This is a genomic window from Bradyrhizobium zhengyangense (assembly GCF_022012435.1).
Classification (GTDB): Bacteria; Pseudomonadota; Alphaproteobacteria; order Rhizobiales; family Xanthobacteraceae; genus Bradyrhizobium; species Bradyrhizobium zhengyangense.
The window spans coordinates 1,263,326-1,286,962 of record NZ_JAKLUA010000001.1; the positions used below are offsets into that span (position 1 = coordinate 1,263,326).

A 23,637-nucleotide genomic window follows, 5' to 3' on the forward strand; every position below is an offset into this window, starting at 1 on the left:
CCGTCAATTCGGCCGCGCCATCATCTTGGGCATCGGCTGGACCAGCGCTTCGCCCAGCAGGCTCTGCTCATCCCTCGGGATCGAGAAGCGGACCTTGAAACCGTCCTCGGTCTCCAGCGTGATGATGCGCTGGGTCGTGTCGGTGGATTGTTCCAGCACCCAGGATGCCAGCGGATAGGCGTAGCGCAAGCTCTGGTCGCCGTAGCGGGCCTTCAGCGCCGCCTCGAGCAATCCGGGCAGCGTCATGATGAGAGCGCCGACCTGGTTGAGCGAGACGCTGACCGCGGCGGGATTGCCCGACACATCCTCGAAGCCCAGCGAGATCGCTCCGCCATCGGACGCTACCTCGCAGGTCGTGAGCTGCCTCACCTTGATTTCCATCATCACGTCCCGGGAACACACTCCGCTATATCCGTCACGATATATCGACACGTCGAGCCGCGTCCAGCCGCTTTTTCTGGAATTGATCGATATCCGAGGGTCTACGAAACTCTCAAATAACGCGGCGGATCAGAAGACCGGATGGTCCTTCAGCGCGGCGATCACCTGCTGGCCCGGCACGGTGAGGCGATAGGTCACCAAGGGGCGGCTCGACGGCGGCTTGCGGTCGATCTCGACGATATAGCCGCGCACCATCAGCGCTTCGAAGCTGCCATAGTAGCCGTACATGCTGATCTCTTTCTGCTTGAGCAGCTTGAACTCGCGCAGCAGGCGGATCTCGTTGCCCGAGAGCAGCGAGCGGCGCACGCGCTGGACGAAGCTCGCGCGCTGCTCGAACCAGCCCGCATCTGGCAGCTCTCGCGAAGACGGCAAGGCGTCGCGGTCGCACGGACGCGCCTCGACTTCGGTTTGCACCACCCGCTGCGACGGCAAGCTACTGCCGACCGCTTCCCTGGCATCGTCGAGCAACGCGATCGGCCAGCGCCTCTTGTTGTCGACCATGACAGGCGGCGGCACGACATTGTCGCGCACCAGCTGCTCGAAGCGGCCGGCGGTCACGCCGACATAAGCAGCCGCGCGGCGGCGGTCGACCAGACGGGCATCCCGCCCGTGCTCCAGCTCGCAAGCGATCGTCTCATTCACCCCAAAATCCCCTGCCGCATCGTTGCGGGCGCGTCACCGCGCGGGCCCGAGGGGCCCGTTGGCACATGACACTAGGGAGAACTCAGCGCTCTCAAAAGGCAGAGAATTTCGCACAGGTTGCTGCCGTTTCGGCAACAGCTATAGTGGCACCAAGGGTCCCATGCGCTTTCATTCACCTTCGATCCAGTACTTTCACGCCGTCCGTCGCACCGGCTCGATCCGAGCCGCAGCACGCCTCCTGAACGTCGCTTCCTCGGCCGTCAGCCGGCAAATTCTCAAGCTTGAACAAGAGGTTGGATCGCCCTTATTCGAGCGAACCGCGCGCGGCCTGACGCTGACTACAGTCGGCGAGATGCTGGCACGCCACGTCATGAACGTGCTGCAGGACCTCGACCGCTTCCGCTCGGATGTCGCCTCGCTGTCCGGCGCCTGGCACGGCACCATCAGCATCGCCTGTATCGAGTCCCTCACGGAGTCGGTGTTGCCGGATCTGATCGCCTCACATCGCAGCAGGAATCGGCGTGTCAGCTTCACCACCGAGGTGATGGGATCGTCCGACGTGCTCGAAGCCCTGCGCCGGGGCGAGGCCGATATCGGCATCGCCATCGCGCTCATTCATCCGCCCGATCTGCGCCAGGTCGCATTGAAGCGGTTTCGCCTCGGGGCGCTCGTCGCCCGCGAGCATCCGCTGGCGCGCCGCAAGACCGTGACGCTGGAGCAATGTCTCGCCTTCCCCATCATTCAGGCGCTGCCGGAGCTGTCGATCTACCATTTGCTGCAGCCCTTGATCGCGCAGCGCTCCGAAACGCCGGAGCCGGCGATTCAGGCCAACTCGATCGACCTGATGCGCGAGCTCGCCGCGCGGGGCGTCGGCGTCGCCTTCCAGACCCAGCTCGGTATTATCAGGCTATCGCGCGACGCGCAGCTCGTGTTCCTGCCGCTCGACAATGCCGGCAGCCCGGTCTGGTCCGATCTCGGCATCTATGTCCGCGCCGAGCGCACCCTGCCCGCCGTCACGGACTCATTTCTCCAGGAGCTGGTGCGGGAACTGGGCGAGCGCGAGCGTCGAGAGAATGCCGCATATGCGCAAGTCGTGTGATGAGGCGTCGCAGTAGTTTCCCGGAATAGGGCTGAGGGCCGGCCATCTGATACCTTCCACGCATTATTTCCCCTCCTCCTGGCAGCGCGCCGTATCCAGACATGCCGATACGTCAGCTCACAGCTTCGCGCATCCTCCGCATCGAGCGTTTCTCGGACTTCGACGAGTTTCGCGCCAATGACGTCCTCGGCCTCGGCGTCAGCACGCCGCTGCGCCCGCATGAGGTCTCGCTGTCGCGCGCCATCCTGCCGCTCCAGGACGGGCTGTTCGTGTTCCAGCGCGCCTTCGCTCGCCGTTTCGAGGCCGAGGTCGGCACCGACCAGGGCATCGGCCTCACGGTCCCGTTTTCGTTTCACTCAATCACCAACGGCCATGAGATCGACAGCTCCGTGGTGAACGTCGTGCGTGGCAAGGTCCCGATCGATTCCCTCGCATATGGCACCAACACCTACCTGATGATGCGCTTCAACTCGGAAATGCGCCATCGCGGCTGGGCTGACTACACCAGCGGGCTTAGCTATTACCGTCCACAAGACGCGGCCATGACACGGCTGCGAACCGCGATCACGAGCATGTTCAACCTGGCCTCCAGCCTCAACGACCCCAGGGAGTTCGCCATGCTCAACCGGCCGATCCAGGAGACGCTGCTCGCCTGCCTCGACGACACGCTGGTGGCGTCCGACAGTCTCCGCGCACGGCCGGGTTCGTTCGACAAGCACCGCAAACTGATCGCGCAGCTCGACGAAGTCGCGGCGACGTTCGGCAGCCGCCCGCTCTACAGCGAAGACCTCGCCGCCGCGCTCAACATCTCGGTGCGCACACTCCAGACCGCGACGCATGCGGTGCACGGCGTGAGCTTGCATCATTATCTGCGGCTCAAGCGGCTGTGGTCTACCCGCATCCAGCTCATGTCCGGCTTCTCTGGCTTGAGCGTCAAGGCCGCGGCTCTCGGCAACGGCTTCTGGCACCTCGGCGACTTCTCGCGCGGCTACCGGGTGGCGTTCGGCGAGATGCCCTCCGAGACGCTGGCGCGGAGCCGGCGTCTCTGATCAGACCAGCTCACGTCATCACGCGTGACCGTTCTCCTTGCGATGTCCATTCTCGCTGAGACGATCGACCCAGGCGATGCCGATCGCCGAGATGATGAAGGTCAGGTGGATCAGCACCTGCCACATCACGCCGGTCTCGGTGAAATTGCTGCGCGTGGTGCCGAGGTTACCCGCCTCGATGAAAGTCCTGAGCAGTGAAATCGAGGAGATGCCGACGATCGCCATCGCGAGCTTGATCTTGAGCACGCTGGCATTGACGTGGCTCAGCCATTCCGGCTCATCGGGATGGCCGCGCAGGTTCAGGCGCGAGACGAAGGTCTCGTAGCCGCCGACGATCACCATCACGAGCAGGTTGGAGATCATGACGACGTCGATCAACCCGAGCACGACCAGCATGATCTGCTGCTCGCTGGCGTCGAAGGAGTGCGCGACGAGGTGCCACAGCTCCTTCAGGAACAGCAGCACATAGACCGCCTGTGCGACGATGAGGCCGATATAGAGCGGCAATTGCAGCCAGCGCGAGCCGAAGATCAACCGCGGAAACAGGCCGATTGGCGGGTTCGCCAAAGGTGCTTTGGGTTCAGACGACATCAATGACTCCAGGAAGGCGAAGGCGGGGTTCAGAGGCTAGCGATCACGGGCGCGAGCTCGAGCGAGCCGCGATAGATCATCTCGAAGGCGACGTAGACGATGATGGCGAGACCGACATAGGCGATCCAGCGCTGAGTCTGCAGCACGCGGCCGAGCAGATCGGCGGCAACGCCCATCAGCGCGACCGACAGGAGCAGGCCGAAGGCCAGGATGTAGGGATGCTCGCGCGCGGCACCCGCAACAGCGAGCACGTTGTCGAGCGACATCGAGACGTCGGCGGCAACGATCTGCATCGCCGCCTGCCCGAAGGTTTTCCGGGGCGCGGTCGCACCGGTCGCGCCGCCGCCATGGCTGAACGCGAGCTGTCTGGACTGCGCGGCCTGCTCGCGCAGCTCACGCCACATCTTCCAGCACACCCACAGCAACAGCACGCCGCCGGCCAGCAGCAGGCCGATCACTTGCAGAAGCTGCGTCGCGACGCCGGCAAAGACGATGCGCAAGCCTGTGGCCGCGATGATGCCGACGACGATGGCGCGGCGGCGCTGCTCGGCCGGCAGACCGGCGGCGGCAAGGCCGATGACGACGGCATTGTCGCCGGCGAGCACGAGGTCGATCAGAACGACCTGGACTAACGCGGTCAGCGCGTCAGCCGTGATGAAGTCGATCATGTCTCATCATTCTTCGGAGCGGACGGATCCAGCCAGTGCGGCTTGCGACGCTCGATCCAGTCGAAAGCCTTTGAGCGTGACGCGCGCAGCGCCGGCACGTCCTCGGCGAGCAGCGCGAGGCCGAGCGGCAGCATCCAGACGCCGAGCACCGGCAGGAAGGACAGCACGCCACCGACGACGAGCAGCGCGCCCGAGGGAATCCGGACCCAGCGGCTGGAGGGTTGCAGGAGATAGTCGACGGTGCTGGCAACGCGCGGCGGCAATCGATGGACGAGCGCGTCGAGCCGCGGGTCGCCACCGGCAGGCCTGCCACTGGCAGCCTCGAATTTCGTCCTCTGCTCGTCCGAAGCTGCGCTCATGATCACCCCTTCGCGGCCGCTTCGACCGGCTTGGCGCGCGGCAGCACCAGCGTCAGCAGGCGCAACAGCTTGATCGCCTGCACTTCGTGCGGGTGCACGTCTTCGTCCGCCGCCGCGACACGCTCCGACAGCTCGATGAGATGGGACGACAGCGGCAAGTCCGAGACCGGACGCAGTGTGTCGATCACGACATTGGCAAAGTCAGGCTCCTCGAGCCGCGCAGCGAGCTCGTCGAACATGGAGGACAGGCGGTCATCGCTGATATGCGGCGCCAGACCGCGTTCCCTGATGAAGCGGATCACCTCGTCGCGCTCGACCGGAGAGACGCGGCGATCGGCGACGGCAACCAGCGCGCCTGATATCACCAGCGCCGCCGCAGCCTGCTCGTTGAAGCGAGATGGCTCGGTGATCTCGAGTTCGATGGGATTGGAATAGTTGGCGTCAGACATCGTTGCTCCCTTTGCTTGCGAAATGGCCGCACGGAGCTGCAATGGGGACGATCGGGTCGGAGAGAGCTCAAGAAGGCCCGACAATCGGCCGATCCATCGCATTCGCGCGGGACAGGTCATCCGACATCGCGAGGTTTTGCTGAGATGGTCAGCGTCCTCGCCAGAGGGGCCCGGATTCTTGTTCGCTTGAGAGATAAAGATGGGTGGGCCGTAATCAAGGCGACACGACTGCGACCAGCCGCCGCAGCGGGGTTCGGTTCCCGTCGTCATTGCGAGCGCAGCGAAGCAATCCAGGCTGCCACCGTGGAAGGACTTGGATTGCTTCGCTACGCTCGCAATGACGGAGAAAGTTGATCTACCCCACCCGCTCCACGAGATGCGCGCGCGATGGTGACGGATCGAACCGGTCGCCGAAATACTGCGTTTCGTGCGCCACCAATCCGTCGCGGAATTCCATGATGCTGACGACGTAGGACGGCACACCGTCATAGGTCAACACGAATTCGCTGACCCAGAGATCGCCGCCGCCGATGATCCGCCGCACCGTGAAGCGCTTCTTGTTCGGCTGCACGAAACGGCTCTCCTGAATGTTCCGGCGGCCGCGGATGCGCTCGCCGGACTGCGGATAGTCGAGCACGGCATCCTCGCGATAGATGTCGTGCTCTGCCTCGAAATCGTTTGCATCCGAAGCATCCCAATGGCGCTGCAGCGCCGCGCGCAGGGCCAGGTCATCCATCGCTACCTCCCGCCTTGTCGTTTCCGGTCTTTAAATCAGCGTGCCGTCGGCCGGCGGCAAGACCATCTAGCAAAGTCTAACAACGCCTAACGCGCCAAAGCCACGATCTGGATGCAGATTGACACTGCCTCGATCCGGAATCCGCCCGGTCGCAGCGCCGCGCAGGCCAAGCCGGGGAACAGAAATGGTACGCTTGCTGTCCGTCAATGTCGGCCTGCCGCGCGATGTCGCCTGGCAAGGCAGGATCGTCCATACCGGCATTTGGAAGTATCCCATCGAAGGGCGGCGCAGGGTGCGGCAGCTCAACATCGACGGCGATGGCCAGGGCGATACAGCGGGTCACGGGGGCGAACAGCGTGCCGTGTACGTCTATCAGGACGAGTCCTATCGTTACTGGCAAAGACATCTGGGGCGCGCGAACCTTGTCCCCGGTCAATTCGGCGAGAACTTCACGGTCGAAGGCCTGGCCGATAGCGAGGTCTGCATCGGAGATCGTTACAGGATCGGCTCTGCCCTGTTTGAAGTCACGCAGCCGCGCGTCACCTGCTACCGGCTCGGCATTCGCATGGAAGAACCGGATATGGCTGCGCTGCTGGTCAAGCACGGCCGGCCTGGCTTCTATTTTCGCGTGATCGACGAAGGTGACGTCGGGGCCGGCGACGAGATCATTCAGGTCGCGCGTGGACCTCAAAGCATGAGCGTGTCCGAGATCAACGCGCTGCTTTACCTGCCTCCTCACCCGCGTGACCGTCTCGAACGCGCGCTGAAGATCCCGGCGCTGAGCCGTGGCTGGCGTCGTTCCTTCGAGGCCCTGCTTGGCCAGAATGCGACAGCCGGCAATGCCGGGCTCGGCCCGGCGGCGAGCCCGCCCCCCGCATGGCGCGGATTCCGGCCATTTCGCGTCGTGCGCAAGATCGTCGAAACCAACGACGTGACGTCGTTGGTCCTCGAACCTGCGGATGGACATGCCGGCGCTGCCGGCCTGCCCGGTCAGTTCATCATCGTCAGGCTCGGGACTTCCGACACGACGGCGATGACCCGCAGCTATTCACTGTCGAGCCGCGCCGATGCGGCGTCCTACCGCCTCAGCATCAAACGGGAGCCGCACGGCATCGCCAGCACATACGTCGCCGACCAGCTCCGGCCCGGCGACGTCGTGCAACTCGGTGCGCCCCGCGGCAGCTTTACGCTGCGACGGGACACGCGGCCCGTCGTCCTGCTCAGCGCCGGCATTGGCGTGACGCCGGTGCTCGCCATGCTTCACGCGCTCGCAGCAGAAGCATCGCCGCGAGACGTCTGGTGGCTGCACGGCACCCGCAACGGCCGCGAGCACGCCTTCGCGACCGAGGTGCGCGAACTCCTGACCAGGCTTCCCCACCATCACAGCCATGTCTGCTACAGCAGGCCCGATCCCGGCGATCGGCTGGAGATGGATTTCGACAGCGTCGGACATCTAGATGCTGCCCTGCTCCGGCAGCTCGATTTGCCGCAAGACGCCGACTTCTATCTGTGCGGACCCGGCCCCTTCATGAGCGACCTCACCTCGGGGCTCCGCGCGGGGGGCGTCGCGCCCGATCGTATCCACACCGAGTTGTTCGGCGCCGGACCGTCGCTGACGCCCGGCATCGCAACGTCGACAAAAAGGACACTCCCGCATGTCCCGGCGGGACCGCCGGGCGCCGGGCCCATGGTGTCCTTTGCTCGCAGTGGCCTCAATCTTCGCTGGGGACCGTCCTATGCCAGCCTGCTCGAGCTGGCCGAGGCCTGCGACATCCCCGTGCGCTGGTCATGCCGGACGGGAGTTTGCCACAACTGCGAGAGCGGCCTCATTGCCGGTGACGTCAGCTATGCGCCCGATCCGCTCGACGCACCAGCGGACGGAAATGTTCTGATCTGCTGCGCCCAGCCACACAGCGACATCGTGATCGATCTTTAAGACACAGGAGAGCCTCATGCGACCCGACATGATGCCAGGAGCGACCTTCCCGGACTACGAACTCAGCGACCACACCGGCAAGCACCGCAGGCTCTCGGAGCTGCAGGGCATCGATCCCATGATTGTCGTGCTCGGCCGCGGCGGCTTCTGTCCGAAGGACCGTCGCCAGACCGAAGGTCTGCTGCAGCTCCATCGCGAGATGGAGGTCGGCTATTGCCGGCTCGTCACCATCACCACCGATACCATCATCCAGACCAACGAATATCGAACCGGCGCCGGAGCCCACTGGCCTTTCCTGTCCGATCCCAGGCGGATCGTGCAGAAGGATCTCGACATCGCCGAATACACTGATCCCGTCCACAATCCGATGATTCCGCATGTCATCGTGCTGGCGCCCGGCTTGCGCATTCACAAGATTTACAACGGCTACTGGTTCTTCGGTCGCCCGACCGTCGAAGAGCTTCGCGCGGATCTCCGAGCCGTCAGCATGAGCTGCCGTCCGGATTGGGACATCACTGCGCCCGGATTCAAGGCGCAATGGGATCAGGGCCACAAGGAGCATTTTTATCCCTACGGCAAGACTTACGCCGAAACGCTCGGCGAATAGGGCTGAAGTGCAGGCGATTGCCGATCTGGCCCGATGAAATCGCTGAAACCGGCCGTTTATGACAGGCCGGATTCCGGCTATCTCCGTATCAAGAACGGAGACACGCCATGTACATCCCCCCGGCTTTCAGGGACGACGACATCGAGAGCATCCGCGCAACCATTCGCGCAGCCCGCCTCGCGAGCCTCGTGACGGCGACCACGGAGGGTCCGGTCGCGACACCGTTGCCGCTTTTCCTCGACGAGAACGAAGGCGAGCGCGGCGCGCTGTATGGGCATGTCGCGAAAGCCAATCCGCAATGGAAGCTGCCGCCGATCGGCGATGCGCTCGCGATCTTCTCAGGCCCCGATGCTATGTGACGCCGTCCTGGTACGCGACCAAGCAGGAGACCGAAAAGGTCGTACCGACCTGGAACTACATCGCCGTGCATGCCTACGGCCCGGTGGAATTTTTCCAGGAGCCGGAGCGCTTGCTCGAGGTCGTGACGCGGCTGACAAGCAAGCACGAAGGCGCGCGCGCAGAGCCTTGGGCGGTCAGTGACGCGCCTGCCGACTTCATCGCCGCGCAGCTGCGCGGGATTGTCGGAGTGCGCATCCCCGTGGCGCGGTTCGAAGGCAAGCGCAAGATGAGCCAGAACCGGCCGGAGGCCGATCGCATCGGTGTCGCGCAGGGCCTCGCGGCGAGCGACAACGCCGGTGATCGCGAGGTCGCAGGCCTGATCCCGCTGTCGGATTGACGATCGACAGCGCCGCTTTACTGATCGCGGTGCCTTTGCGCGTATTCCGCGCCCCAGCCGAGGCCGAGCGTCACTGAGATGAGCGAGCCGAGCAGCACGCCGAATTTCGCCGCATCCAGCATTCTCTCATCGGTGAACGCGAGCATGGCGATGAAGATCGACATGGTGAAGCCAATGCCGGCCAAAAGCCCGATGAGGCAGACGCCGGGCCACGTCACACCTGGCGCGAGTCGGCATCCACCTGCCCGCACCGCAAGCCAGGCCGCACCAATCACGCCGATGGGTTTTCCCGCGCACAGCGCGAGCCCGATACCGAGCGCCACGAATTCCGCTCCGTCAGCAAATTTGGCGTTTCTGAGGTCGATACCGGCGTTGGCCAGCGCGAACAGCGGCATGATGGCGTAGGCCACCCAGGGATGCAGTGCCGTCTCGACGCGGATGACAGGTGGCACGACCTCGGGCGCCGCCGAGCGAACCGGCGTGATCAAGCCGAGCACAACACCTGCGAGTGTCGGATGGAGGCCGGCCATGAGGAATCCCGCCCAGACAATCACGCCCGGCAGGATATAGGCAATCGCGGAGTCGAAGCCGAGCCGTTGAAGCCCGAGCGCCAGGAGCACGCCGAGTGCTGCGACTAGAAAGCCGCTGGAATCGAGTCCGCTCGTGTAAAACAGTGCGATGATGAGAACCGCGATGATGTCATCGATAATGGCCAGGGCCAGCAAAAACACTCTGATGCCGGCGGGAATCGATCGCCCCAACAGTGCGAGCACGCCGACCGCAAAGGCGATATCCGTCGCAGTTGGGATCGCCCAGCCTTGGCCGCGACCCGCGACGGTGTTCAAGCTCAAATAGATCAGCGCGGGGACGACCACACCGCCAACGGCCGCCACCACCGGCACTGCGGCCTGATCAAACCGGCTCAGCGCCCCCTCGTGGAGTTCGCGGCGGATTTCCATGCCGACGACGAGGAAGAAGATCGTCATCAATGCATCGTTGATCCAGAAATGCAGGGATTTGACGAAGACGAACCCACCGAAGTGAAATGAGATCGGCAGGTTCCAGACCTCATGATACGAATGAGCGAAGGGTGAGTTCGCCCACAGCAGTGCGGAAGCCGTGACAACCAGTAGCATGACGCCGCTGACGGCCTCGACATGCACGAACTGCTGGAGCGCCAAGAACGCTCGCTCAACGAAAAACGGTGAGTTGGGCAGGTGCCTGCCGGGCAGCTGATCGTTCATGGGCACACGCATCCTGCGTGGCGGCCCGACCATCGCTTGACCTGTCACCGCGACATGCAGTGAGCACCCACGGCTCTTCTACACGGCGCGAGCGTTAAGACAACCCACTCCGCGCGAGCCTGCGTCGAGCAAGAGGCAGGAACCGCGACGAGCTGAGGATGGTTGATGCACCTTCATGACACTTTGCCGCACGGGAACCGCATGTGCCGCTGGATCGCACACAGGGCCGAGACCACCTCGTTCGAGCCTCACGTTACCGAGTACGAGCATTCGCTGATGGCACAGAGCGATGAGAATCTGCGCGACCTCTGCCGTCATCTGAGCTCGGCTGCGCTTCACCAGCGCTATCGCCAATGGACGCGAGCTCTATGCGTTTCGCATCGCCGTCAACGATGTCGCCAACACACTCTATTTCCGCGAGGTTGGCGACCAGGTCATTGTCGTGTCAGAGCCGTTCGACAAGGAAACGGACCGGACGGAAGTGCCAGCGAACCACGCGCTGATCGCGCGCGCATTCGAAGCTGCGAAAATTGTTCCGTTCGACCTTGCAATTTCCAGTGGCTCCGAGGCGGAACCGGCCCCCGTCCGACGGATTATCGCCCGCAGGTAGTACCGTCGCCGGGTGGCACAATGACAATTGCTTTGGACGTTTTGAAATTGCTGCGTCTCGAATCCTCCGACGACCGACAGCATCTCGTCATTCGCTCCGCTGGCGGCCGCGGCAAGGCGGCCGACTATTCCTTCGGAATCGAGGAGGAGTATTTCCTCGCCGATCGTCATACCCTCGAGGTCGCGATCCAGACTCCGAACGAGCTGTTCGAATCGGCGAACTGGTCGACCGGCGGCCAGGCCATGCGCGAGATGTTGCAGTCCCAGCTCGAGGTGGCCACCAATGTTCACGTCGATGTCAATGACGCACGGGAAGAGCTGAGGTTCCTGCGCCGCGAGGTCGGCAACGTCGCCGCGCAATACGGCTTTGTCATCATGGCCTGCGGCACGCACCCCACGGCGGTCTGGCGCATGTCGCAGCCGAGCCCGAAGCCACGCTACGAGGAGATGATCGAGGATCTGCGCAGCATCGGCCACCGCAACATGATGTGCGGCATGCACGTGCATGTTCAACTGCCGGATCCCGAGAAGCGTATGGCGGTGTTGCGGGCGATGCTGCCGCATCTGCCGCTGTTCATCGCGCTCGCGGCATCCTCGCCGTTCTGGAATTCGCACAAGACGGGACTGAAGGGCTATCGGCTCGCGGCCTATTCCGAGCTTCCACGCACCGGACTGCCCGAGCTGTTCGAGAGCAAGCGCGAATACGACGACTATGTCGGCGCATTGCAGCGCTCCGGCGTGATCCCCGACGAGAGCCACATCTGGTGGGCGATGCGGCCGTCGATGAAGCATCCGACACTGGAGCTTCGCGCGCCCGACACCTGCACCTTCGTCGACGACGCCGTCGCCATTGCCTCGCTGTATCGCTGCCTGACGCGCCAGCTCTATCTGCGGCCCCATCTGTCGAAGCAGGTTACTGCGGTCGAACGCGCGATTGCGGTCGAGAACAAATGGCGCGCCCAGCGCTACGGCACTGATTGCATCTTTGCATCCAAGGACGGTCCGGTGACGATCTCGGAAATGCTCTCCCGAATCATCGATGACACCATTGAGGACGCCGACGCGTTAGGCTGCGCCGCCGAGATCGAGCATTGCCGCACCATTGTGGACCGCGGCAGCTCGGCTGAATTCCAGCTTCGCGCCTATCGCGACAACGGCGACGACATCGCAGCCGTGTCACGATGGATCGCTCAATCGACGATCTCAGGAGCGAGCGCGCCGATCATGCACAGTACCCAGGCGCCCCATAGCGCTTGAGGCGTCCTTCGCCTCACGCCCGCGCCACCGAGCGAGGTCGGAACACGGACTCGACAGTTGGAGCCTGCGCAGCCGCCAGCTTTCGTGCCGACCTGCGCCGCGGAATGAAGAAGCTGCTCACGACGATCGGCTCGAAATCGCCGAGTGCGGTCCGCTCCTTCACCAGCAGACTCATGACCGAGCGCATCTTGATGACCTCCTGCGCCACGAAGCTGCAATCCTCATCGCGGTTGATCTGCTCGTGCATGATCGCCTCAGCCTCGCGCATGCTGACGCGGAGCGCTCTGATGGTTCTGCGAATGTCGTTGATGCGGTTGTCCATGGCTGCCTCCATCTCGGTCGCAGCATAAGAACAAAACATGAACAAAATGTCAATCACCGCCCCGACTAATTGCGGTGTCACGCGCGATCCGTCGACGGCGCCACTGCACGTGCACTGAGACGCTTGCTGACAAATTAGACAAGTCACGCCGCCGTCCGGGAATCGCGACGTCCTCGCGCAGCGCTGTGCGATCGACGTCAGCAGCCGATCTAACCTCCCGTGCAGCCAACGGATTTTTTCCTGGCCCGTTCGCCGCACGGCGGCGCCGGGCGCGCTCGCTGCTCCGCAAATCAACTGGCCCAAAATTCGCAATGACATTGCAAGCTTGGCAACGGCGCAGAGCGGAGAACGTCATGAACGTGCATGCTGCGGGCGATCTCAAGACCACCGGCCTCACCCATCCGAACGGCGCACCGCTCCGCCTCAACGCCCAGGACTTCGTTGCGATCGATCGCGACAGGAATGCCAAGTTCGAAGCGACCTACCGTCCGCAAGCGCTTTACAATCGCGCCAACGAAGGCTTTCACGCCAACAACGAGACCTTCCTGCTCCACGAGGTCGCGACCAACCTGCCGATCTATCGCCCCGACACCGGCCCCACCGACTTCCATCTGCACCTGCCCCCCGGCGGCTTTCAGCTCGTGCTGGTCACCTCGGGCGCGTTCACCTTCGACTATGACGGGCGCTGGTACAATGTCGGCCCCGGCGCGGTGATGCTGCAAAGCGCGATCGTGCACCGCCAGCTGTTCTACACCTGGTCGGGTTTGCCAACCGAAGAGAATTTGAAGACGCCGCAGACCGTGGTGCCGGATCCGATTTCGATGGGCTATTCCGGCAAATTCCTCGAAGCCTTCATCACCGATCCCACCACCTTCCCGAACCCGACCATCGTCGGTCCGGATCAGATCAACGAAGACGAAACGCCGCGCGTGGCCTGGAGCCATCCGCTGCATGATCGTCCCACTGACGCCGGCTTCTGGCTCCAGGATCCCCTCGCGCTGGATGCGCTCTACAAGCCGCTCACCGACGGTTCGGTCAAATCGGCCCAGCAGGTTTACGTGCGCGATATCGGCATCGAGATTCCGAGCGGTCATCTCGTGACCGGCCACGTCATCGCAACTGATCCGCGTGGGCACGCGCTCCTGCCGAAGAGTACGTCTGCGACCGCGGACGCGTCGTGCTTTGCCAAGGGCGAGGTCGTGATCTATCGCGTCATTCGCGGCAGCGCCGAGTTCAAGAAGAAGGATAGCGAGCGCTTCGAGCTCTCTGCCGGCGATGTGGTGACGGCGGGCAAGGATGCGATCAGCCTCGTCGGCCTCGCCGAGAACACCCACCTGCTTCGGCTCGGTCTTCTCAAGGGCATCAACGATCTTCGCAGCTGGACCCCGACGCAGCGCGACGAGATCGACGGCCTGGCCAGCCAGATCATCACGCAGAGGGACATTCGTCCGCTGCGCACCGAAGGCAAACCGGTCGGATATCTCTACGCGTAAGCCGAAAAAAACGGCCCGCCGAAGCGGGCCGCAGAAAGCTCACTTAGCGCAGTGCCCCGCCGTAGAGCTGCCGCTCCTTGCGGACCTCTTCGGCACCATAAGGCTGGCTCGCAGGATCAAACGACTTCCATCCGCTCTTTTGCCAGGCGACACTGCGGTCCCGCAAATTGACAGCGGACTCGTTCAAGATCGAATCGAACCGGGATCGGTCGGCATCTGCGACCCGCGCCGACACCAGCGTACCCCCGCGACGAACGCCCTCGGCATAGGAGTCTGCATCCTCCCGCGAAACGCCGGCCTCGGTGAGCGCACCGACGACGCCGCCAGTCGCAGCTCCAGCGGCGGCACCGACTGCAGTCGCGGCCAGCCAGCCGGCTGCGACAACAGGTCCGAGGCCGGGGATCGCCAGCAAGCCAAGGCCGGCCAAAAGACCCGCGGTACCACCCACGCCCGCACCGATGCCGGCACCTTTTCCGGCACCTTCGGCGCGATCGTCGACGCCATCGCGATCGCGATCGACCTTCTTGTCGCTGTTGAACCAGCTGTCGGAATTGTTGGCGACGATGCTGATGTCAGAATGCGGCACGCCGGCAGCCTCGAGCCGCTGAACCGCCCGCTGGGCGTCGCTGTATTTGTCGTAAAGACGGGAAATCGTAACAGTCATGTTGATTCTTTCTTACTTGGTTGAATTGACGTTGCCTTGGAAGTCGACGCTGACCGCGGCGGCCGATCCACCCTTACTGGCCTGGCCGCGCCAAACACCCTTGTCGTCCTTCTTCAGCGCGGTGACGTTGGCATACCCGGCGTCTTCGATCTTCGACTTGGCTTGTCCTTCAGTGAAACTGTTGCGACCGGCGACCGGCGCGTCGGAGTTGTTCTTCCCCGAACTATTAACCGCGTTGTTGTTCGGTCCTGATTGCGCCGGCGGATTTTGCGCCGAAGCCGGAGCTGTCGCCAATGCCGTGGCAGCCGCAAGTAAAGAAATACAAACGAAGAGTGATGGACGTTTCATGATTGTCTCCAGAGTATAAGGAGTAAGCCAAGCCCCCATCGGAGCTTTCGTTCCTCCGTATTCGCTTCGAGACATCGCGTTCGCGGTCACAACTGGCAGCGGCTGGGCCCGTCCCTGCGTGTTGGCTAATCCCGCGGCCGGCGCCCTGGAGAGGTCAGACAAGTGTTGATATCGGCGGCGATCGTGTTGCGGTGTGCTCTCTTCAAGAGTGCATCGCGTTCTGCACCGGGTTCGAGGCGCGCGGCCTGCTCACGCAGGCTTACGGCATCGGCCGCCAAACGCTCGCCGAGCGAACTCGCCCGACGTACGCGGTTGCGCTTCTCAGTCATGACAAGTGTCCCCGCCGCGGGTGTGGAATCGACGAGATCGCGCCTGTGCGCCCTGGCGGCAAGGGCCGTGCGACCGGCGCTACCGCGCCGTCGAGCCAATCCTGCGTCTCGGCAAGAGCGAGCCAGGAAGCGTTCATGCGCCTGAATTGCCTGCGCGTCGCGTCGTCGGAAGCGCTGTCTTCCAACGTCAAGCAGCGCCCGGCGTTTTCGCGAAGGTGCTCGGACTGGCTGGATTGGCTATCCGCACTTCTCGCTGGATAGTCGGAGGTCCGCCAGGAGTTGCAGCACTCAGAACACCGCCATTGATAGACGACATCGCCGCTGGGCAGGTAAGTTGAATATTCCGGAGCCTTGGCGAGGCGCCCGCACGCATTGCAGCCCTCGGTGCCTCGCGACGGGAACAGTTGGCTTCTGTCCTGGCCCCCTCTGGAGGTCCAACGACGCTTGGCTTCGCGCCAAAGATGCAAGGGATACAGTGCAACGTTCAACGGGCGCCTCCTGTTTTTGGCGGGAGCGCGGGAACGTCTCTCGGTCACCGGTGCCTGTCAGGTCCGTGCCAGTGATACCTTGCATATGGTGCCTCGAATGACATTCGCCAGAGCGCGGCCATCAGAAGCCGGCCGGAGGCGTTGAAGCAATGATCACGACCACACCTGCTTTACCGCATCGATTGGAGTGAGGAACAAATGTCCGATCCCCCTGTTGCGTCTGCACCAGGTGCCCCGTGAACGCGCATGTCGTACCCAAGGGGGAGATTCGGCCGCGCATGGACTTGGTCGGCACGACCAACGCGACGTCCGGCTCGGCACGGTTTCGGGCGGACTATTCTCTCAACAGCTGACCGGTTCAGCGAAAGCATTCATGCGCATTCTGAAAAAACGTTCGCCGTCCCTGACGGCCACGACCCTTCTTGCCCTCGCGGAACATCCCTTCGCCTCCGCGCTCATCGCAACAGCCGGCGTGATGGCCGCGACCGCAATCGTCAATCGGCGGCTTGCCGACAAGGCACAGCGCGATAACCCGCCCCAGGGACGGTTCATCGACATCGACGGCGTCCGCCTGCACTATGTCGAGCGAGGAACCGGCCGTCCTCTGGTCCTGTTCCATGGCAATGGCAGCATGATCCAGGATTTCGAGTCCAGTGGACTGATCGATCTCGCCGCCAGGGACTATCGCGTCATCGTGTTCGATCGTCCGGGCTTCGGCCACAGCCTGCGGCCCCGCAACGTCGTGTGGACCCCAGCGGCCCAGGCCGATCTCTTCAAGGATGCGCTTGCGCATCTCGGCGTCGAGAAGGCGATCGTGCTCGGCCATTCCTGGGGAGCGTCGGTTGCGGTCTCCCTGGCAAGCCGGCACCCAGCAATGGTCGAGGCGCTGGTGCTGGCATCGGGCTATTATTTTCCGACGGCTCGCACCGATGCGATGATGGCAATGGCCGGGCCGGCAATCCCTGGATTTGGCGATATCCTCAGTCACACGATTTCACCGATCCTCAGCCGCCTGATGTGGCCGGCGATGCTGCGGCAGCTTTTCGGACCGAAATCCGTCCCGCAAAAATTCGACGGCTTCCCCAAAGCACTGGCCGTGCGTCCATCGCAGCTTCGTGCCGGCGCCGCCGAGGCAGCGCTGATGGTCCCCGCTGCAATGCTGTCTGCGAAAGCCTACGGCGAACTGGCCATGCCGGTCACCATCCTGGCCGGGGAGGACGATCGCCTGATCGACATCGACGAGCAGTCCGGGCGGCTGCATGACGAAATCAAGCACAGCAAAATGCACCGCGTTCCAAACGCAGGACACATGATCCAGCAGTCCGATACAGCCGACTTGATGGCTGCGGTCGACGAGGCCGCGGCGCAAACGCTGCATTGAATCTGGGCGCGGCGCGACTTCGAATTAGGAACGTCGATGACAGCGCCAGGTTGTGCCTTGCATTCTCCCGCCAATCAGAGGTCTTCATGTATCATCACGTCAAAAAGCTCATGTTCACAGTCCGGGTCGACGAGCCCGATCCTCGCTTCGGCAACATGCTGCTGGAACAGTTCGGCGGGGCCAACGGCGAGTTGGCGGCCGCCATGCAATATTCTATCCAGGGTCTGAATTGCGAAGACCCGGATCGCAAGGATCTCCTGATGGACATCGGCACCGAGGAACTGAGCCATCTCGAAGTCGTCGGCTCGCTTGCGCGGCTGCATTTGAAGCCCATGAAGTTCGACAGGGACGCGGCGGAAGCCGATCCTTTGATCGCGATCGCCGGAGGCGGTGGTGTCAGCCTGTGTAATTCGCAAGGCAACGCCTGGACGGCCGACTACCTCAAGATCACCGGCGAACTCGACGTCGATCTGCGCAGCAACATTGCCGCCGAAGCGCGGGCCAAGATCGTCTATGAGCGCCTGATCAACTTCTGTGACGACGCGGGCACGAAGGACGCCCTGCAGTTCCTGATGACGCGGGAAATCACCCACATGAAGGCGTTCTCGCGCGCGCTGGAAAGCATGAACAAGCCCACGTTCAGCATCGGCCGCATCGCTCCGACGCCCGGTCTCGTGGACCAGTTCTTCAATGACTCGACAGGGTCCGGCGATAACGGCGAAATCGACACACGAGGTCCCTGGAACGAGGGCGACGACTGGGTTTTCATGGAATCCCCGGCACTCCAAAGCGGCGATACCGGCGCGGCGCCGTCGATCGTTGCCGAAAGTTCGCCATCGGAGCCTCTCGTTGGTCTTGACGACCTGCTGCTCGATCAGCTGCGGGACCTTCTACACGCCGAGAAGCAGTTGACGAAAGCGCTACCTCAAATGATCGAGGCCGCACGCTACGACCAGCTCGCCGAACTGTTTACCGTTCATCTGGCCGAAACCGAAGCGCAGATCGAGCGTCTTGACGAGTGCTTCGAACAGCTCGGGAAGAAGCCGCGCGCCAAGCCTTGCAAGGGAATGCAGGGACTTGTCGAAGAGGGCGACGAAGTGATCAAGGAAGGCTCCAAGAAGGACGACGCGGCCGCGGACCTTGGCTTGATCGGCGCGGCTCAACGTGTCGAGCACTACGAGATTGCGGGTTACACGACTGCTCGCAACCTTGCGCAGCAATTGCGCCACAGCGGGGTGGTCGCACTGCTGTCGAAGAATCTGGCCGAGGAGGAGAACGCGGATCAGTTGCTCAATCAGATCGCACGTTCCTTGATGTCGGTGGCGAAAATGCCGGCTGCTATCGAGCAGAGCTTCGTCGAGGATGAGCCCGCCGGCGAATAAGTCAGCACCTGGGCGTTGAGGAGGCGGTCCCACTCCGTGGGGCCGCTGATTGCTAACACATTCCGATTTTACAAACCGCAAGGCGGTTGGAAAGAATCAGCATGACCCCGAGGATCAAGGAGCATACCTGCCCGCTGTGCAATGGCACCGGCTTTCCCAAATCCATCCAGACCGCTCACCCCGGCCGTAAAATCTATCCGATCAAATGCGAGGTCTGCCAAGGCAAGGGAAAGATCACAGACATCGAGTGAAGTGATCAATGCCTCGATCTGCCGATTTCAAGGGTGCGTGTGACCTAGGCTCCTCTGCTACAGGTCTTGCCTATTGAAGCGCTTGCCCCTCCGCAAACGGGACTGGTAGTTCAGAGGCGATCGAATGCGCCTGGAGCATCAGCTCGCCCGTGAGCCCTGCCGTCACCAGAACCTGCGGAAGCTGCACCGCCTGCTGCGATGGCTGGCTGCAGATCGAGGTGCGCGGCCACAAGGTGGGCAAAGGGCAGCCCTGCCCGTTCAGCGTCGCGCATCAATGCGCGATCTATCCCGAACGTCCGCAGCATCCCTGCCGCGAATTCATCTGCGGCTGGCTGGTTGCATCGAGCCCGCTGCCGGATTGGATGCGCCCTGACCAATCCAGCATGATCATGCTCGCCGCCAATTTCCTCTGGCGCGGCCTGCCGGTCGACGTCGCGGTGCCGGTCGGCGAGCAGCCGAAGAAGAAAGCGCTGGACTGGCTGACGCAGTTTTGCGCCGAGAACAAGCGGCTGCTGGTCTACCAGATCGGCGATGAGTGGTTCGCGTTCGGCCCGCCCCTGTTCCAGACCGACATCGCCAGCCGTCTCGCCCGCGGCGAAACGCCGTGGGGCGATTGAAGCAAGCCCAAGGCAAGTCTTCAAACCCACTAGCCTTTTTGGCGCGAAGGCGGCCGCGTCCGCCGCAATGCGGCAGATCGCCGCGCGACACACTTTGCGAGGAATAGTTGCTCGCTAGCCACACTCCGTCGGGAAAGCGACCAGCATCATACCAATCTGATTGTATACGGTATCTGGCATACATTACCTTCCACTTTATCCCGGACCCATCTGAGAGTCCGCGGCGATAAAGGGGAAACCAATGAGGAAGGCCTTTCTGCTCGGCACAGGCTTCGCGGCCCTTTGTGCAACTACAATTAGCCATCCGCTAAAAGCTGCAACCATAGATGACGTCGTTGCCCGCCTCGATGCGCTCGAGCGCAGCAACGCCAAGCTTGCAAAGGAAAACGCGCAGCTGCGCGAACGCGTCAATCACATCAGCGAGCCGAGGGCCGCGGCAACCGCTGTCGCGCCTGGGTCGCCCAAGGGCAACCCGGTTCTTCACGCAGCGGTCGCGCCCTCCCCCGTACCCGCACCGGAGCACACCGTCGTCAGCCTTGGCGGCGCGCCGCTCTACAGCAAGGCGCCTGGAAGCAATCCCTTCATCGACAACACCACGGTGACGCTCTACGGCCACGTCGACCTCTCCGGCGACATCTTCAATCCCGGCGTCTACGATCAGGGCACCAAGTTCGGCGTCGCCAGCAACCTGACCTATTTCGGGGTTCGCGCGCGGCACAACCTCGATCCGTATGGCTATCCCGGATGGGCGGCCATCGCGCAGTTCGAGTCGCTCGTCGAGGTCGCAGCCGTTCCGACCGAACGCGCCGCGTTTGGCACGCGCGACAGCTTCCTCGGCATGGAGAGTCCGTGGGGTACGATCAAGGCCGGCAAGGCCGACACGCCTTACAAGAAGGCGACGGCGAAGTTCGATCCGTTCTCGGCGACGCTCGGCGACTACAACTCGATCATGGGCAACACCGGCGGCGATCTCCGCGCCGAGTTCGATTGGCGCGCCGCGCATGCGATCTGGTATGAATCGCCGGTCTGGAACGGCTTCCAGGCCACCTTCATGATCTCGCCGGGCCAGAACACGGCGAAGGACAACAGCGACTTTGCCCTCGGCGATTTCAACTGCCCTGCGACCTCGTCGCGCGGCAGCGGCTCGGGCTTCCCGCTCACATCGGCGCCGGAGGGCTGCACCGACGGCTCATACGGCAACCTCTACAGCGCATCGCTGACCTACAATCAGGGTGGCTTCACCGGCGTCGCCGCTTACGAGATGCACGAGGGCACCAACCGAACCGGCGACGAGGCCGTGACACCGCTGAGCAACGGCGGCGTGCTCACGGTGCCGACGGGAGCGGTCGGCATCGCCAACGAGTGGGCCGCAAAGGTCGGCGCGGGCTACAAGTTCAACGACATGATCGGCAGCCTGCAGCTCTACGGCATCTATGAGATCATGCGCCGCGAGAACACGGTCGCCGCCTTCAACGAGCGATCGCGCGACGGCTACTTCCTGAGCGCGACCCAGTCCGTCGACAAATGGGACCTCAGTGCGTCCTGGGCTCACGCCAATGCCTCGCCGGGCTCGCCGGGCACGGGCGTCATCAACGCCTATCCCACCCCAGGGGTCGCGGTCTCCGCTCCGGCCGGTGCCGCCGACTTCGCGCTTAACACCGTCGACTCCAGTGCCGACCAGTACGCGCTGGGCGTGAAGTATCACTTCAGCCCGTTCGTGAGCTGGTACATGGTGGGCAGCTATCTGCGCAACGGCCCCGGCGCGCATTACTGCCTGGGTGTCAGCGGACACGGCTACGGTGTCTGCGGGCGCGATGCCAACAACAATGTCGTTGCCGGCAACAAGGCCGAAGCCGTCACGACAGGAATGACGTTCGACTTCTGATCAGAAGCAAGAAGACAGCGGGGAGCCCATCGCGGCTCCCCGTTTTTATCCGCCCTACTCCGCCGCCTGGCGCACGTGGCGCGCGGTCGGCGTGCGCATCGTCACGAGCTCCTCCGCCGCGGTCGGATGCAACGCGATGGTCGCGTCGAAATCGGCCTTGGTCGCTTTCATCTTCACGGCGATCGCGACGGCTTGCGTCACCTCGGCGGCGCAATCGCCGACGATGTGACAGCCGAGCACGCGATCGGTCGAACCGTCGACCACGAGCTTCATCAGCACGCGGGTGTCGCGGCCCGACATCGTCGCCTTGATCGGGCGGAACGTCGTCTTGTAGATGTCGACGTGACTGAACTGCGCGCGCGCCTCGGTTTCGGTCAGACCGACCGTGCCGACCTCCGGCTGCGAGAACACCGCAGTCGGGATGTTGGAATGATCGACCTGCACCTCGCGCTTGCCGAACACGGTGTCGGCGAAGGCATGGCCCTCCCGGATCGCGACCGGCGTCAGGTTGAAGCGATGGGTGACGTCGCCAATCGCATAGATGCTGTCGACCGAGCTCCTGGAGAAATGATCGACCGCGATGCCGCCGTTCTTCGGGTTGATGGCGACACCGGCGTTCTCGAGGCCAAGATTGGCCACGTTGGGATGGCGGCCGATTGCGAACATCACCTGATCGGACGCGAGGCTCGAGCCGTTCGACAGATGCGTGGTGAATTCCTCTCCGTGACGATCGACCTTCGTCACCGTGCAGCCGGTGAGAATGGTGATGCCCTGCTTTTCCATTTCGCTGCGGACATGGGCCCGCACGTCTTCATCGAAGCCGCGCAGAATATTGTCGCCGCGATAGATCACCGTGACGTCGGAGCCGAAGCCGGCGAAGATGCCGGCGAATTCCAGCGCGATGTAGCCGCCGCCCTGGATCACGATCCGCTTCGGCAGCTTCTTGAGGTGAAACGCCTCGTTGGACGAGATCACGTGCTCGATGCCGGGAATCGGGGCGCCATGATTGGGCGCACCGCCGGTGGCGATCAGAATGTACTTCGCGGTGATCTTCTTGTCGTCCGCGAGCAGGCGGACAGTATGCTTGTCCTCGATCACTGCGCGGCTCTTGACGATTTGCGCGCCCGACTTCTCGACATTGGTCGTGTAGGCCGCTTCCAGCCGCGCGATCTCCTTGTCCTTGTTGGCGATCAGCGTCGGCCAGTCGAAGCTCGCGGGCGGAACGGTCCAGCCGAAGCCGGCGGCATCTTCCAGTTCGTGACGAAAATGCGAGCCGATCACGAACAGCTTCTTCGGCACGCAGCCGCGGATCACGCAGGTGCCGCCCATGCGGTACTCTTCCGCGATCATCACGCGGGCGCCGTACCCGGCCGCGATGCGGGCGGCACGCACGCCGCCCGAACCGCCACCGATGACAAAGAGGTCGACGTCGAATTCAGCCATTGTCCACCCCGACCTCTTCAACCCAAACCGCGACGCGCGTTTGGGGCTTCCTGATCAGCTATCCTCTCAGATAGGTGCTGTCAGATATCCTTGCCACGCTTTTTCATCTCGGCACGGAAGGCGCTGGCGACGACCTCCGAGAAGTGCTGCGCCCACTCGTTCATGACCTGCATGCTGAGGTTGATGGCCTTGGGTTCGGCGGTGAGCAGCTTCTGGCCGAGCGGCGACTTGTAGAAGGCGACGAGATCCTTGAGCTCCTGCTCGGTGAACATGCCGGCATAGACCCCCACCATGCCGTCGCCGATCTCCTGCTCGCGGCCGGCCAGCTGCTTGGCGATAACAGGAGCGAGCTCGTTGAGATCCTTCTGGTAGTTGAGGTTCTGTCCGATCAGCGTGGCCTTGACCTTTTCGACCATGCCGGGCACGGCGCCGGCGTACATCGCGCTGGCGTTCTTCAGCGTCAAAATCTCTTTTGCCGCGGCAATGGCCCCCGGGGTCAGCGGCGGCTGCGCCGCCTGCTGTTGCGCGGTCGCGGGCACGGCCCCCAGCGCCAGCGCGAAGGCGAGGCACACGATCATCAAAACGCTCTTCATTCCTAGTCTCCTTTTGGC

At 63.2% G+C, this 23,637-nt stretch carries 25 protein-coding genes and 2 pseudogenes; 13 read left to right on the plus strand and 14 right to left on the minus strand.

Going from position 1 to position 23,637, the window contains the following annotated elements:
• Window positions 1-3: 3 nt before the first annotated feature.
• Both L6637_RS06150 and L6637_RS06155 read right to left on the minus strand, forming a co-directional pair.
• Complete coding sequence (locus L6637_RS06150; RefSeq protein WP_237869620.1) at window positions 4-381, minus strand: hypothetical protein; 378 nt, start codon at window positions 379-381, stop codon at window positions 4-6.
• Between the two features lie 129 nt (window positions 382-510).
• On the minus strand, window positions 511-1,083 hold the full coding sequence (locus L6637_RS06155; RefSeq protein WP_237858780.1) for a hypothetical protein: 573 nt from the start codon (window positions 1,081-1,083) through the stop codon (window positions 511-513).
• A gap of 160 nt (window positions 1,084-1,243) precedes the next feature.
• Between L6637_RS06155 and L6637_RS06160 the strand changes: the two genes are divergently transcribed.
• Entirely contained in the window at window positions 1,244-2,182 is a 939-nt protein-coding gene (locus tag L6637_RS06160; RefSeq protein ID WP_237869621.1) for a LysR family transcriptional regulator, read from the plus strand.
• A 101-nt stretch (window positions 2,183-2,283) separates the two neighbouring features.
• Window positions 2,284-3,231: a helix-turn-helix domain-containing protein gene (locus L6637_RS06165; RefSeq protein ID WP_237858784.1), complete on the plus strand. Its 948-nt coding sequence runs from the start codon at window positions 2,284-2,286 to the stop codon at window positions 3,229-3,231.
• An 18-nt stretch (window positions 3,232-3,249) separates the two neighbouring features.
• Here L6637_RS06165 and L6637_RS06170 read toward each other — a convergent pair whose 3' ends face one another.
• The 5 genes from L6637_RS06170 to L6637_RS06190 form a co-directional block, all read right to left on the minus strand.
• Entirely contained in the window at window positions 3,250-3,822 is a 573-nt protein-coding gene (locus L6637_RS06170) for a TIGR00645 family protein (protein ID WP_237869624.1), read from the minus strand.
• A gap of 29 nt (window positions 3,823-3,851) precedes the next feature.
• Entirely contained in the window at window positions 3,852-4,490 is a 639-nt protein-coding gene (locus L6637_RS06175) for a TerC family protein (protein WP_237869625.1), read from the minus strand.
• Window positions 4,487-4,849, minus strand: a complete 363-nt coding sequence (locus L6637_RS06180; RefSeq protein ID WP_237858791.1) for a hypothetical protein — start codon at window positions 4,847-4,849, stop codon at window positions 4,487-4,489. The genes L6637_RS06175 and L6637_RS06180 overlap by 4 nt, the downstream gene beginning before the upstream one ends.
• A gap of 2 nt (window positions 4,850-4,851) precedes the next feature.
• The gene (locus tag L6637_RS06185) at window positions 4,852-5,298 is read right to left on the minus strand and encodes a TerB family tellurite resistance protein (RefSeq protein WP_237869628.1); all 447 of its coding nucleotides are present in this window, start codon (window positions 5,296-5,298) and stop codon (window positions 4,852-4,854) included.
• Between the two features lie 355 nt (window positions 5,299-5,653).
• Window positions 5,654-6,034 (minus strand): nuclear transport factor 2 family protein, encoded by a 381-nt coding sequence (locus tag L6637_RS06190; protein ID WP_237869630.1) that lies wholly within the window; start codon window positions 6,032-6,034, stop codon window positions 5,654-5,656.
• A gap of 184 nt (window positions 6,035-6,218) precedes the next feature.
• On the opposite strand from L6637_RS06190, the gene L6637_RS06195 reads away from it, so the two are divergent.
• The 3 genes and pseudogenes from L6637_RS06195 (at window position 6,219) to L6637_RS06205 (ending at window position 9,313) form a co-directional block, all read left to right on the plus strand.
• Window positions 6,219-7,970: an MOSC and FAD-binding oxidoreductase domain-containing protein gene (locus tag L6637_RS06195; RefSeq protein ID WP_237869632.1), complete on the plus strand. Its 1,752-nt coding sequence runs from the start codon at window positions 6,219-6,221 to the stop codon at window positions 7,968-7,970.
• A gap of 16 nt (window positions 7,971-7,986) precedes the next feature.
• Complete coding sequence (locus tag L6637_RS06200) at window positions 7,987-8,577, plus strand: redoxin domain-containing protein (RefSeq protein WP_237869633.1); 591 nt, start codon at window positions 7,987-7,989, stop codon at window positions 8,575-8,577.
• A gap of 107 nt (window positions 8,578-8,684) precedes the next feature.
• A pseudogene (locus L6637_RS06205) lies at window positions 8,685-9,313 on the plus strand (FMN-binding negative transcriptional regulator).
• 17 nt (window positions 9,314-9,330) lie between these two features.
• On the opposite strand, the gene nhaA reads toward L6637_RS06205, so the two are convergent.
• Window positions 9,331-10,557: a Na+/H+ antiporter NhaA gene (nhaA, locus tag L6637_RS06210; RefSeq protein WP_237869634.1), complete on the minus strand. Its 1,227-nt coding sequence runs from the start codon at window positions 10,555-10,557 to the stop codon at window positions 9,331-9,333.
• Window positions 10,558-10,882: 325 nt separating this feature from the next.
• Between nhaA and L6637_RS06215 the strand changes: the two are divergent.
• Together L6637_RS06215 and L6637_RS06220 are read left to right on the plus strand one after the other, a co-directional pair.
• Window positions 10,883-11,167 (plus strand): annotated as a pseudogene (locus tag L6637_RS06215) (class II glutamine amidotransferase); the annotation flags it as partial.
• 20 nt (window positions 11,168-11,187) lie between these two features.
• Entirely contained in the window at window positions 11,188-12,423 is a 1,236-nt protein-coding gene (locus L6637_RS06220; RefSeq protein ID WP_237858804.1) for a carboxylate-amine ligase, read from the plus strand.
• 13 nt (window positions 12,424-12,436) lie between these two features.
• Here the strand turns inward: L6637_RS06220 and L6637_RS06225 are convergent, their stop codons facing one another.
• A complete protein-coding gene (locus L6637_RS06225; protein WP_237858806.1) occupies window positions 12,437-12,745 on the minus strand; it encodes a hypothetical protein in 309 nt (102 codons plus the stop codon).
• A 353-nt stretch (window positions 12,746-13,098) separates the two neighbouring features.
• Between L6637_RS06225 and L6637_RS06230 the strand changes: the two genes are divergently transcribed.
• Window positions 13,099-14,238, plus strand: coding sequence for a glucuronate isomerase (locus L6637_RS06230; protein WP_237869635.1), 1,140 nt, complete (start codon window positions 13,099-13,101; stop codon window positions 14,236-14,238).
• A gap of 43 nt (window positions 14,239-14,281) precedes the next feature.
• Here the strand turns inward: L6637_RS06230 and L6637_RS06235 are convergent, their stop codons facing one another.
• The 3 genes from L6637_RS06235 to L6637_RS06245 all read right to left on the minus strand — a co-directional run bounded on the left by L6637_RS06235 (window position 14,282) and on the right by L6637_RS06245 (window position 15,579).
• Window positions 14,282-14,902 carry a general stress protein gene (locus L6637_RS06235; RefSeq protein WP_237869636.1) on the minus strand — a complete coding sequence of 207 codons (621 nt, stop codon included), beginning with the start codon at window positions 14,900-14,902 and terminating at the stop codon, window positions 14,282-14,284.
• A 12-nt stretch (window positions 14,903-14,914) separates the two neighbouring features.
• On the minus strand, window positions 14,915-15,250 hold the full coding sequence (locus L6637_RS06240; protein ID WP_237859413.1) for a hypothetical protein: 336 nt from the start codon (window positions 15,248-15,250) through the stop codon (window positions 14,915-14,917).
• A 125-nt stretch (window positions 15,251-15,375) separates the two neighbouring features.
• Complete coding sequence (locus tag L6637_RS06245) at window positions 15,376-15,579, minus strand: hypothetical protein (RefSeq protein ID WP_237858812.1); 204 nt, start codon at window positions 15,577-15,579, stop codon at window positions 15,376-15,378.
• 861 nt (window positions 15,580-16,440) lie between these two features.
• On the opposite strand from L6637_RS06245, the gene L6637_RS06250 reads away from it, so the two are divergent.
• From L6637_RS06250 to L6637_RS06270, 5 genes are all read left to right on the plus strand, one after another.
• Window positions 16,441-17,448, plus strand: coding sequence for an alpha/beta fold hydrolase (locus L6637_RS06250; protein ID WP_237858814.1), 1,008 nt, complete (start codon window positions 16,441-16,443; stop codon window positions 17,446-17,448).
• An 86-nt stretch (window positions 17,449-17,534) separates the two neighbouring features.
• Entirely contained in the window at window positions 17,535-18,830 is a 1,296-nt protein-coding gene (locus L6637_RS06255) for a DUF892 family protein (RefSeq protein ID WP_237870025.1), read from the plus strand.
• 101 nt (window positions 18,831-18,931) lie between these two features.
• Window positions 18,932-19,081: a hypothetical protein gene (locus L6637_RS06260; RefSeq protein WP_237858817.1), complete on the plus strand. Its 150-nt coding sequence runs from the start codon at window positions 18,932-18,934 to the stop codon at window positions 19,079-19,081.
• A 149-nt stretch (window positions 19,082-19,230) separates the two neighbouring features.
• Window positions 19,231-19,698, plus strand: a complete 468-nt coding sequence (locus L6637_RS06265; protein WP_237869637.1) for a hypothetical protein — start codon at window positions 19,231-19,233, stop codon at window positions 19,696-19,698.
• Window positions 19,699-19,939: 241 nt separating this feature from the next.
• Complete coding sequence (locus L6637_RS06270; RefSeq protein ID WP_237869638.1) at window positions 19,940-21,583, plus strand: porin; 1,644 nt, start codon at window positions 19,940-19,942, stop codon at window positions 21,581-21,583.
• Between the two features lie 54 nt (window positions 21,584-21,637).
• On the opposite strand, the gene gor is transcribed toward L6637_RS06270, so the two are convergent.
• Both gor and L6637_RS06280 read right to left on the minus strand, forming a co-directional pair.
• Entirely contained in the window at window positions 21,638-23,026 is a 1,389-nt protein-coding gene (gor, locus tag L6637_RS06275) for a glutathione-disulfide reductase (RefSeq protein ID WP_237869639.1), read from the minus strand.
• Window positions 23,027-23,106: 80 nt separating this feature from the next.
• Window positions 23,107-23,619, minus strand: a complete 513-nt coding sequence (locus tag L6637_RS06280) for a DUF2059 domain-containing protein (RefSeq protein ID WP_237869641.1) — start codon at window positions 23,617-23,619, stop codon at window positions 23,107-23,109.
• Window positions 23,620-23,637 lie beyond the last annotated feature (18 nt).